The following is a 10788-nucleotide window of genomic DNA, read 5'->3' as shown; positions in this document are numbered from 1 at the left end:
TGAGGGAGGCATGATGCCTCCCTCTTTCTATTGCAAGCCACGCTGGATAAAGGCTGAAGGAACATCGACTGGAAACAACCTTGCTCCCCCAACTCAAGTCGCATTTATGAATAATTAGTCAAAAATGTGCTTATCTGAACAGCATTGCGCCGGCGGCGGGATTTTCTATCTGCCCGGGAGGCAGTCAGATATCAGGCCGGCTCGCCGTACCAGAGATCGAACAGCTCGGTGACCACCACGGCCTCCAGCCCTTTGCCTTGCAGCCAGGTCTGAACGGCGGAACGGTCTTCGTCGGTGCACTTGCCGAGCTGCTGGGTGCAGATCATCCCTTCCCAGGCCAGGTGACCCGAGCCGGCGAAGGCCAGCTTGCGAGGCTCAATCACCTCGTCGATCAGCGCATCGACCACGGCATCAATGGTCTCTTCGGCGGTGCCGACCGGGAAGTTGAAACTGATGTCGAACCCCATTTCCTGGAATTCATCAACGCGCAGTTTTTTACGCAGACGGCGGCTACGGTTGGCCATGATAGCTCCTTAGTTGATACGTTGACTCAGTTGACTCGTTTGAAAATCAGATCCCAGACACCGTGGCCCAGACGATGGCCACGCTGCTCGAATTTGGTCAGGGGGCGCCAGTCGGGACGGGGCACCCAGTTGCCGGTGGCGGAGGTGTTCTCGTACCCCTCGGCGGCACTCATCACCTCCAGCATGTGCTCGGCGTAGTTCTCCCAGTCGGTGGCCATGTGGAAGACGCCACCGATGGCAAGCTTCTGGCGGATATCCTGGGCAAAGGCAGGCTGCACGATGCGACGCTTGTGGTGGCGGCTCTTGTGCCAGGGGTCAGGGAAGAAGAGCTGCAGACAGGAGAGAGAACCGTTCGGGATCATGTGCTCCAGCACTTCCACCGCATCGTGGCAGATGACGCGCAGGTTGGTGACGCCCGCCTCCTGGGCGGTGCCAAGGCAGGCGCCCACACCCGGAGAGTGCACCTCGATGCCGATGAAGTTCTTCTCGGGGGCGTTCTTGGCCATCTCCACCAGGGAGGCGCCCATGCCGAACCCGATCTCCAGCACCACGGGTGCCTCGCGGCCAAACAGGGCCACCATGTCGAGCGGCTCTGGTGCGAAATCGATGCCCATGACCGGCCAGAGCTCTTCCAGGGCCTTCTCCTGCCCTTTGGTCAGGCGGCCTTCGCGACGGACGAAGCTGCGGATCTTGCGCATGAACTTGCCGTCTTCGTTAAACACATCTTGGGTCACAGACATAGTAAATTGCTCGTTATTGCATCGCTCTGGAACAGAGCCGACATAAATGGATCGCTCGTTATTGCATCAGTTCGCAAAAACAGGGGAGCGAATTATCCCAAGATAGGCACAAGGCGCAAGTGTTTCCCACAACAAATCCCCCGGGACTGCCCACATCCACCGGCAAGGTTGACAAATGCCACCCCCTTCACAGAATCTGCCGGACGTCGGGTTCATCCTGACGCGGAAAAATAAAACCATATACAACAAAGGATTGCAGCATGAAGAAAACCCTGTTGGCCCTCGTCCTGCCTGCCCTGCTGGCCGGTTGCAACCCCTCTGACAACGACTCCCAACCCCCTGCCCCCGCGGCTCAAGCCCATGAATTTCTGGTGCAACTGAGCTCTGGCGCAGAAGGGATAGGCGCTCGTCCCACTGGCACCGAGGCCGAAACCCGCGCCGCCGCCTGGATCCAGGATCACCTGGCCGGCTGGGGCTACGAGGTGCAGAACCAGCCGTTCACCTACACCCGGGGCGGAACCGAACGCACCTCCCAGAACATCGTCGCCGAGCTCAAGGGTCAGAGCGACAAGGTGATCCTCATCGGTGCCCACTATGACAGCACCGGCGAGAAGAAAGGATCCGAAGGTGCCACCGACAACGGGGCTGGCGTCGCCGCCCTGCTGGCTGTCGCCGAGGCACTCAAGGGAGAGACCCTGCCCTACACGGTGCGCTTCGCCTTCTTCGGCGCCGAGGAGAACGGCCTCAACGGCTCCAAAGCCTATGCCGCCAGTCTCGACACCGACGCCGTCGCCAAGCTGCTGGCCATGGTGAACTACGACACCATCGCCGGGGGTGACATCGTCTATGTCCACTCGGCCCACTCCGACGTGGCCGAGTACAACTGCGCCGACCCGAGCCGCTACAGCTTCGATCCCAAGGTGCGCGATCGCCTGCTGGCCATCTCCCAGCAGACCGCCACCCCGTTCGCCATTCACCCCAGCTACAGCGGCTACCCGGAAGGGGAGACCGGCAGCTGGTCCGATCATGCCCCCTTTGCCTGCCTGGGGGTGCCCATCGCCTACGTGGAGGCCACCAACTTCACCATCAACGGGGAAGATGGCTATGACGGCTACTCCCAGAGCACCAATCCGGCGCTGTGGGACTGCTACGACGACGCCACCAAGAGCGCCTGCGACCGGGACAGCGAGACCCAGTGGGGCAAGATCTGGCACACGGAGCATGATCGCCTCGACAAGATGGCCGAGCTCTTCCCGGGCCGGATCGAGCAGCAGCTCGGGGCCAATACCGACCTGATGATCCGCTTCCTCAAGGCGCCGGGGCTCTGACCCCCATCCCGCCCGATGCCCCCCTGACAGGGGTTTTTGCGCCCCTGACCGGGGTCGGGACGATAAAATTCGGGCAGGTGCCAAACCTGCCCTTTTTTATGGATTTTTGTGACAGCCATTGCCTCATTTCTGAAATCTGATACAAACGGATAACCTGGCGGTTGAATGGAGCGACCGCCACCTAGTCAGAGAGAACCCTATGCAGCCGTTTTTTGCCCAGCGCTTCGAGAAGGTCGATCCTTCCTTTATCCGCGAAATCCTCAAAGTTGCCGCCAATCCGGAGATCATCTCCTTCGCCGGCGGCCTGCCCAACCCCCATCTGTTCCCGGTCAAGGCCATCGAGCAAGCGTGCCAGGACGTGCTGCGCGAGCAGGGAGCCGCCGCGCTGCAATACGCCACCACCGAGGGCTTTGCCCCGCTGCGCCAGTTCATCGCCGACCGCTACCTGAGCCGCCACGGCATGGCCGTCAATCCTGACAACATCCTCATCACCAGCGGCTCCCAGCAGGCGCTGGATCTGCTGGGCAAGGTGCTGGTGAACGAGGGGCAGGATCTCATCATCGAAGAGCCGGGCTACCTTGGCGCCATCCAGGCGTTCTCCGTCTATCAACCGAATTTCAAGCCCATTACCCTGGCGGAAGAGGGGCTGGATCTGGCCGCGCTGGATGCGCTGCTGGAGCAGGGCTCCAGCGCCAGGCTGCTCTACGGCGTGCCCAACTTCCAGAACCCGAGCGGTGTTTCCTACAGCCGCGCCAACCGGGAGGCCCTGGCGGAGCGCCTGGTGCGCCACGATCTGCTGATGGTGGAGGACGACCCCTATGGCGAGCTGCGCTTCGAGGGGGAACACCTCCCTCCCATCGCCAAGCTGGCCCCCCACAACACCGTGCTGCTCGGGTCCTTCTCCAAGACGGTGGTGCCCGCCTTCCGCCTGGGCTGGATGGTGGTGCCGGACTGGCTGCGCAAGAAGGTCACCATCGCCAAGCAGGCCACCGACCTGCACAGCAACGCCTTCAGCCAGCAAGTGCTGCACCGCTTCCTGACCGACAACTCCCTCGACGCTCACCTGGAGAAGATCAAGGAGGTCTATGGTCGCCAGCGTGCCGCCATGGAAGCCGCCCTCGCCCGCCACTGCCCGCCCGGCGTCAGCTACACCCGTCCCGAAGGGGGCATGTTCCTCTGGCTGACCCTGCCGTCCAGCGTCAGTGCCATGGCCCTGTTCGACGAGGCCATCAAGGAGAAGGTGGCCTTCGTGCCCGGCGCCCCCTTCTATGTGCGCCCCGAGATCCAGAATACCCTGCGCCTGAGCTTCTCCTGTGTGGATGAGGCGACCACGGAAGAGGGTGTTCAGCGTCTGTGCCGCGCCCTGGCCCGCATGCTCTGAGCCATCCGGCCATAAAAAAACCAGCGACCCGGTCGCTGGTTTTTTTTGCCTCGCGCTTTCCCCTCAGCGCCCCTGCCCGGCCAGCTGGCTGACAAACTCCTTCATGGGCATGGGCCTGCCAAACAGGTAGCCTTGCAGGAAGGTCACCTCGCGGGCCTTCAGATAGTCGGCCTGCACCTGATTCTCCACCCCTTCCGCCACCAGTTGCAGACCAAGCCGGGTCGCCAGATCGATGACGTTCTCCACGATGTGGCTGGAGAGCGCGTCCGACCCAATCATGCCGACGAAGCTCTGATCGATCTTGAGGAAGTCGACCTGGAAGGTCTGCAGGTAGGTCAGGCTGGAGTGGCCGGTGCCGAAATCGTCGATGGCGATGAAGACCCCGAGGGCATGGAGCTCGGCAAAGAGCCGGTCCGTCGTCTCGTCCGCCACGATGAGCTCGCGCTCGGTCAGCTCCAGCACCAGCTTGATGGGATTCCCCTTGAAGGCGTTGATGAAATCCCGGCAATCTTCCACCAGGCTCAGATCCTTGCAGTGGCTGGCGCTGATGTTGAAGCCGAAGTGGAACCCTCGCGGCAGATGGTGCGCCTTGCCCGCAAACTGTTCGCGCACCTGCGCCATCAACAGCCGGGTCATGGGCACGATGAGGCCACTGTCCTCTGCCAGGGGAATGAAGCGATCCGGCGAGATCATCCCCTGACGGGGGTGTTGCCAGCGCATCAGCACCTCGCAACCGCTCCATTGGCCGTCCTCCCCGTTCACCACGGGTTGCAGATAGGGGATGAACTCCTGCTGGGACAGTGCCCGTTTCAGCTCCTGGGCCGGCGAAGTCGAACGGCCCATCAGCCAGAAGACCGCCACCCCGAGCAGCAGGCTCAGCAGAGGATAAATAATGACGCCCACCTTGGAGTAGTCCCAGATGTGGGCACGGTACTCATCCACCGACACCGTGGTCACTACCTTGAACGGGTACCTGGTCGAGACCTGTTCGAGATAGCCATTGCGATCCTTGGGGATCAGCTTGTCGGTGAGTTCGCTGTTTCGCAGCAGCATCTCGTTGCCGACCACCAGCCCCAGTGGGGAGTTGCGGCTCAGCATGTCCAGGATGTTGAGCAGGTAGTAGCCGTCGACCCCCACCAGCACGCTGAACTCGCCCACCTCTTCCCGGTAGGCGATGAGGGGGCGATTCGGGGTGACCGGGTTGCCCTTCATCAGGTCGAGCCTGCCCCCGACATAGTCATCCAGCTTGATGCCGCCATCGACCGGGCCATAGAGGGAAGAGCAGTAGATCCGATCCCCCCTGGCCAGGTTGACGCTGCGCACATCCGGCACCGTGGCCACCTGATCCCTGAGCCCCTGCACCACCTCGAGACAGGGCCTGCCCAGGCTGCCGGTGAGGGCCGACGCCGCCAACTGGACATTGTCCAGAGTGCGGTCGAACATGACCCTGGCATGTTCCAGGCGCGCCACCGCATCCTGTTTCACGCCGGTGGCGGTCTGCCAGATGACGATGACGAGCCCAAGGAGCATGGGCAACAGACCGGCCAGCAAGGCACAGAGCAGCCGGACATAGAATTGACGCACCTTCAAACGTCGAAATGGCATAACGGCCCTCATGAACATGGCGAAAAAGCGCTCGAGTTTACCCGCTGGCGCCCGTTTGGCAAGCCGGAATGAGCCCCTGATACCGCCGCGCCACGGCGCCCCCCCGTGGTCGCAACGCCCGGCAACCCCGTGGACAAAGGGGGCGGCGTCTTGGGAGACAAAAATCATAATGCTCATAAAAACAGGAGCTTGTCCATCGGGCACCCAGGCTCTAGAGTAGACCCTAGAGCGTCAGGGAGGCAGGACATGAAGATACTGATCACGGGGGGCACGGGGTTTATCGGCCGCCGTCTGGTGGCACACCTCAAGGTGGCGCACGAAGTAGTCGTGCTGACCCGCCAGGGCAGCCGGGCCTACGAGCTGCTCGGCCACGATGTCACCCTGCTGGACAGCCTGGACAGGCTGGATCACCTCAATGACGTGGACATCGTCATCAACCTGGCCGGCGAACCCATCGCCGCCGGACGCTGGAGCGAGTCCCGCAAGCAGTTGCTCTGCAACAGCCGCTGGCTGCTGACCGAACAGCTGGTGGATCTCGTCAAACTATCCAGCACGCCCCCTAGATTGCTGCTCAATGCCTCCGCCATCGGCTGGTATGGCCGCCAGGATGACGCTCCTCTGGATGAAACATGCCAGAGCCCTCACGACGAATTCACCCACCGTCTCTGTCAGCAGTGGGAGCAGCTTGCCCAGCAGGCCCGCTCGGCCCAGACCCGGGTCTGCATCCTGCGCATCGGCCTGGTACTCGGCATGGAGGGGGGCGCCTTGCCCAGGATGCTGCCCCCTTACCGCCTCGGCCTCGGCGGCCCCATGGGCAGCGGCACCCAGATGATGAGCTGGATCCACGTGCAGGATCTGGTGCGGGCCATGCTGTTTCTCATCGAGCACGGCGAGTGTGACGGCATCTTCAACGGCACGGCCCCGCAACCGGTCAGCAATCGCCGGTTCAGCGAGACCCTGGCCGCCACGCTCCATCGACCGCACCTCTTCTTCGTACCGGCACCCCTCCTGCGACTCCTGATGGGAGAGGCGGCGGATCTGCTGCTCACCGGACAGCACGTGCTGCCCGCCCGCTTGCAGCAGGCTGGTTTTCACTTCAGCTTCTCGGCCCTGCCCGGCGCTCTGGACAATCTGCTGCACTCACCCCGTTGACCCAATGACACATCCCGACCGAGGTCGGGATGTGTCGAGCCATCAGAGCAGCCCCTGCCCCAGTCCCCTGAGCCGGTCGCTCAGGGTACCCGCCAGCAGTTGGCGGCGCATGCCCTGTCCAGCCAGGGTCACCAGCACGGCCCCAAGCAGGGGGAGTGCAGCCCAGATGGCCCAGTGGAACTGCCACTGCGCTCCCTCCCACCACCACTGCAGACCGAAGGAGCAGAGCTCCACCACCATGGCGGCGCAGAGCCCTGCCAGGGCACCGCTCGCCACCAGCTCCCAGCGCAGCATCTTCTCGAGCAGGGCGCTGCCCGCCCCCAAGGTGCGCATCAGCAGCAGCTCCCGGCGCCGATGGGCCATGCCGGCCTGGGTCTGGGTCAGCAGCACCAGCAGGGCGGCTACCGTCACCAGCCCGAGCATCAACCCCAGGGCGCGGCTCACCTGATCGGAGACCAGGGTGAGGCGGCCTATCAGATCCTCCACATCGATGAGGCTCACCGTGGGGTGGCGGCGGATGAGTTCCACCTCTGCCCCTCGCCCCTCAGGCGGCAGACGATAGCTGCCGAGCCAGGTCTGGGAGAAGGGGGCCAGCACGTCCGGCGAGAAGATCATGTAGAAGTTCGGCCTCATGTTGTCCCACTTGATGGACCTCAGGCTGGTCACCCTGGCCTCGAACGCCCGCCCCTCTATGGTGAAGCCGAGCACGTCTCCGAGCGCGATGCCGAGCCGTCCCGCCAGCGCCTCATCGACGGAGACCTCCCCCTTGCCGGCCAGCCATTGACCGGCAGTGACCTTGTTGTCGGCGGGCAGGGCCGATGTGGTGGTGAAGTTGAGCTCTCTGTCCACCCCCTCCCGCGCCGCATCCTCCCCCACCGCCTCACCAGCGATACGGGTCAGGCGCCCGCGCACCATGGGGTAGAAGTCCGAGGTGATGGCCCCGGCCCGGTGCAGATCGGCCAGGATCCCTTCCCGCTCGCTGTCCGCCACATTGACCAGGAAGCGGTTCGGGGCGTCGGCAGGCAACCGGGTGGAAAAATCCTCCAGCAGATCGACCCGCGCCGCCCACAGCAGCCCGAACAGCATCAGGGCCAGGGCGAAACCCGCCAGCTGGAACAGACCACTGCCCCGCTCACGGGAGAGGTGATTGATGGCCAGGCGCAGGGCATGGGGCCCCTTGAGCCGACTGCCAAGACGCAGCAGCACGGAGGCGAGCAGGGCCAGCAGCGCCATCAACACCCCCATGCCGCCGATGAGCCCGCAGGCCAGCCTGATGTCGGCGGTAAAGCCCCACACCAGGGCAAACAGCCCGATGAGCCCCACGGGCACCGTCAGCCAGGGAGGGATCCCCGCCTCCAGCTCCCGGCGCAGCACCCGCAGCGGCGGTACCTTGAGCAGCCTCAGGAAGGGGACGAACGCCAGCATCAGGGTGATGAAGAAGGCGACCGCAAGGCCCAGGGCGAAGGGTCGCCAGGAGGGGGGCGGCAGATCCGCAGGCAGCAGATCCCCCAGCAGGTTCAGGGTCAGCCACTGCATGGCGCTGCCCGCCACCAGCCCCATCAGGGCCCCCACCAGGGTCAGGGAGAACAGCAGGGTGCCCATCAGTTGCCACAGGGTGCGCCGCGAGGCCCCCAGGGTCTTGAGCAGGGCCACCATGTTGGTCTGGCGCTCGGCGAAATGGCGCACCGCTATCCCCATGGCCAGGGCGCCGAGCAGCACGCCGGCAAGGGATGCCAGACGGAAGAAGCGCTCGGCATTGCCCAGGGATTTCCCCACCTGGGTACCCTGATCGTCGGGTTTGACGAGCTTCTGCCCGGCGCTCAGCCTGGTGTTGAGCCAGGCCTCATAGCGGGCGATGGCGTCACGGGGCCCCTTGACGAGATAGCGCCACTGCTGGCGACTGCCCGGCAGCAGGGCCCCGGTCGCCTCGATATCGGCGCTGTGGATCAAGGCCCTTGGCGCCATCTGGAAGGGGCTGAACCCCTGATCCGGCTCCTGGCCCAGCTCCCCTGCCACCGTCAGCCGGGTGTTGCCGACCTCGAGTGCCTCCCCCACCTTGGCGCCGAGCAGTTGCATCACCCTGGCGGAGAGCCAGATCTCGCCGGGCGCCGGGGCGCGCTGGGGAGTGAGCTCCAGCTTGCCGTAGAAGGGAAAATCCCCGGGCACGGCGCGGATGGAGGCCAGTTGCAGGGTATCACCGTGAAACAGCATGCTGTTGAAGCTGACCGTGGTCTGCACGGCCAGCCCCTCCTGATGCGCCTGCGCCAGCCACTCTGCCGGTGCCGGCGTCGCGGAGCGCAGCACCCTGTCCCCTCCGATGAAATCCCGCCCGGAGGCCTTGAGCCCCACGTCCAGCCGATCCGCCACCAGAGCCACGCTGAGCACGCAGGCGACGCTCAGCGCCAGCGCCAGCACAAACCAGCGCAGCTCGCCGCTGAACCCTTCCCGGCGCAGCAGCTTCAATCCCAGTCGCCACTGACTCATGACGCCTCCCTCACCGTCCATGCTGCTGCCAACGATCCCCTGGTGCAGCTCTGTCTCCACTGACTCATGACAGCTCTCCCACCCTGGCCGCCATGACAGCCTGTGCCTCCAGCCGCCCGGCTGACATCACCAGCTGCCGCTGGCAGCGCTGGGCCAGCTCATGGTCATGGGTCACCACCACCAGGGTGGTGTTGTGCTCGCGGTTGAGACGAAACAGCAGTTCGATCACCGTCTCCCCTGTCTTGCTGTCGAGGTTGCCGGTGGGCTCGTCCGCCAGCAGCAGGCTGGGGCGGGTCATGAAGGCACGGGCAATGGCGACCCGCTGCTGCTCGCCGCCGGAGAGGCGCGGCGGTAGGTGGTGCAACCGCTCTCCCAGACCGACCTGGGCCAGCAGCTCCCGGGCACGGGGCTCGCTGTCGGTCTCCCCCCGCAGCTCGGCCGGCAACATGACGTTTTCCAGGGCGCTCAGGGTGGGCAGCAGCAGGAACGACTGGAACACGAACCCCACCTGCTCGGCCCGCAGCCTGGCGCGTCCCTCCTCGTCCAGCCGGGTGAGGGAGTGGCCGAGGATCTCTATCTCGCCGCTGCTCGGCAGATCGAGACCGGCCAGCAAACCGAGCAGGGTGGACTTGCCGGAACCGGACGCACCGACCAGCGCCAGCGTCTCGCCGGTATTGACTTGCAGATCGATCCCTTCAAGGATGGTGAGGCTTTCCTGACCGAGGCGAACGGTTTTACCGAGCCCCCTGACGGCGATAATGGGCGTTGAACTCATCTTGGGTATCCTGTTTGCCTGAACCTGTAATGACAATAGAACGTGGGAGTTGACTGCATGATGCGTCTCTTGTTTGCCGTGAGTTGCCTGTGCTGCTGGGCAGCGTCCGTCCAGGCCCAGACCCTGCTGGTACTGGGCGACAGCCTGAGTGCCGGCTACCAGATGCAGGCCGAACAGAGCTGGCCTGCCCTGCTCAATGAAAAGTGGCAGCAGCAGGGGGGAGAACACACCCTCATCAATGCCAGCATCAGCGGTGAAACGACCCAGGGCGGCCTGGCCCGCCTGCCCGTTCTGCTCGAAACCCACAAACCGGACTGGGTGTTGATCGAACTCGGCGCCAACGACGGGCTGCGGGGCTTTGCTCCCGCCATCACCCGGGCCAACCTGACCAAGATGATCGAGCTCGCCCGGGCGCACCAGGCGAAGACGGTGCTGACCCAGATCCTGCTGCCCCGCAACTATGGGGCGCGCTATCTGCAACAGTTCGAGCAGATCTTCCCGGATCTTGCGAAGGCCAACGACCTACCGCTGATGCCCTTCTTTCTGGATGATATTGTGCTGCGCCCTGAACTCATGATGAACGATGGACTGCACCCGACGGCCACCGCCCAGCCCCGGATCCGCGACAAGGTCGCCCGCTTTGTCGAGCCTCTGCTGACTCAGTAGCCCGGTGGCCGGGCCCCTGGCCCTTCCCCTTGCCCAGCAAAAAGCCCCCGCATGGCGCCAATGCTGTTCAGATAAGCACTTTTTTGACTGATTATTCATAAATTGGATTTGAGTTGAGGGGGCAAGGCTGTGT

At 64.0% G+C, this 10788-nt stretch carries 9 protein-coding genes; 4 read left to right on the top strand and 5 right to left on the bottom strand.

The annotated features are described in order from the left end of the window. Nucleotides 1-191 precede the first annotated feature (191 nt). Together OKC30_RS17350 and trmB are read right to left on the bottom strand one after the other, a co-directional pair. Nucleotides 192-524, bottom strand: a complete 333-nt coding sequence (locus tag OKC30_RS17350) for a YggL family protein (protein ID WP_039040181.1) — start codon at nucleotides 522-524, stop codon at nucleotides 192-194. A 26-nt stretch (nucleotides 525-550) separates the two neighbouring features. Continuing rightward, on the bottom strand, nucleotides 551-1264 hold the full coding sequence (trmB, locus tag OKC30_RS17345) for a tRNA (guanosine(46)-N7)-methyltransferase TrmB (RefSeq protein ID WP_010675501.1): 714 nt from the start codon (nucleotides 1262-1264) through the stop codon (nucleotides 551-553). A gap of 260 nt (nucleotides 1265-1524) precedes the next feature. Here trmB and OKC30_RS17340 point away from each other — a divergent pair, with 260 nt between their 5' ends. Both OKC30_RS17340 and OKC30_RS17335 read left to right on the top strand, forming a co-directional pair. Then, a complete protein-coding gene (locus tag OKC30_RS17340; RefSeq protein WP_134997252.1) occupies nucleotides 1525-2592 on the top strand; it encodes a M28 family metallopeptidase in 1068 nt (355 codons plus the stop codon). A gap of 199 nt (nucleotides 2593-2791) precedes the next feature. Further along, nucleotides 2792-3973, top strand: a complete 1182-nt coding sequence (locus OKC30_RS17335; protein WP_160838369.1) for an aminotransferase-like domain-containing protein — start codon at nucleotides 2792-2794, stop codon at nucleotides 3971-3973. A 63-nt stretch (nucleotides 3974-4036) separates the two neighbouring features. Here OKC30_RS17335 and OKC30_RS17330 read toward each other — a convergent pair whose 3' ends face one another. Continuing rightward, the gene (locus tag OKC30_RS17330) at nucleotides 4037-5578 is read right to left on the bottom strand and encodes a cyclic diguanylate phosphodiesterase (protein ID WP_270666751.1); all 1542 of its coding nucleotides are present in this window, start codon (nucleotides 5576-5578) and stop codon (nucleotides 4037-4039) included. 246 nt (nucleotides 5579-5824) lie between these two features. Between OKC30_RS17330 and OKC30_RS17325 the strand changes: the two genes are divergently transcribed. Continuing rightward, entirely contained in the window at nucleotides 5825-6730 is a 906-nt protein-coding gene (locus OKC30_RS17325) for a TIGR01777 family oxidoreductase (RefSeq protein ID WP_052815202.1), read from the top strand. Nucleotides 6731-6772: 42 nt separating this feature from the next. Here OKC30_RS17325 and OKC30_RS17320 read toward each other — a convergent pair whose 3' ends face one another. Further along, nucleotides 6773-9214 (bottom strand): ABC transporter permease, encoded by a 2442-nt coding sequence (locus OKC30_RS17320; RefSeq protein WP_103858202.1) that lies wholly within the window; start codon nucleotides 9212-9214, stop codon nucleotides 6773-6775. A 64-nt stretch (nucleotides 9215-9278) separates the two neighbouring features. Further along, nucleotides 9279-9989, bottom strand: a complete 711-nt coding sequence (locus tag OKC30_RS17315) for an ABC transporter ATP-binding protein (RefSeq protein WP_042016058.1) — start codon at nucleotides 9987-9989, stop codon at nucleotides 9279-9281. 57 nt (nucleotides 9990-10046) lie between these two features. Between OKC30_RS17315 and OKC30_RS17310 the strand changes: the two genes are divergently transcribed. Next, nucleotides 10047-10655, top strand: a complete 609-nt coding sequence (locus OKC30_RS17310; RefSeq protein ID WP_160838365.1) for an arylesterase — start codon at nucleotides 10047-10049, stop codon at nucleotides 10653-10655. Nucleotides 10656-10788 lie beyond the last annotated feature (133 nt).

This window comes from Aeromonas sp. QDB18, assembly GCF_027705325.1.
Lineage (GTDB): Bacteria > Pseudomonadota > Gammaproteobacteria > Enterobacterales > Aeromonadaceae > Aeromonas > Aeromonas caviae.
Note: the sequence above shows the minus strand (reverse complement) of the source record. Positions and strands in the feature narration are given on the sequence as shown.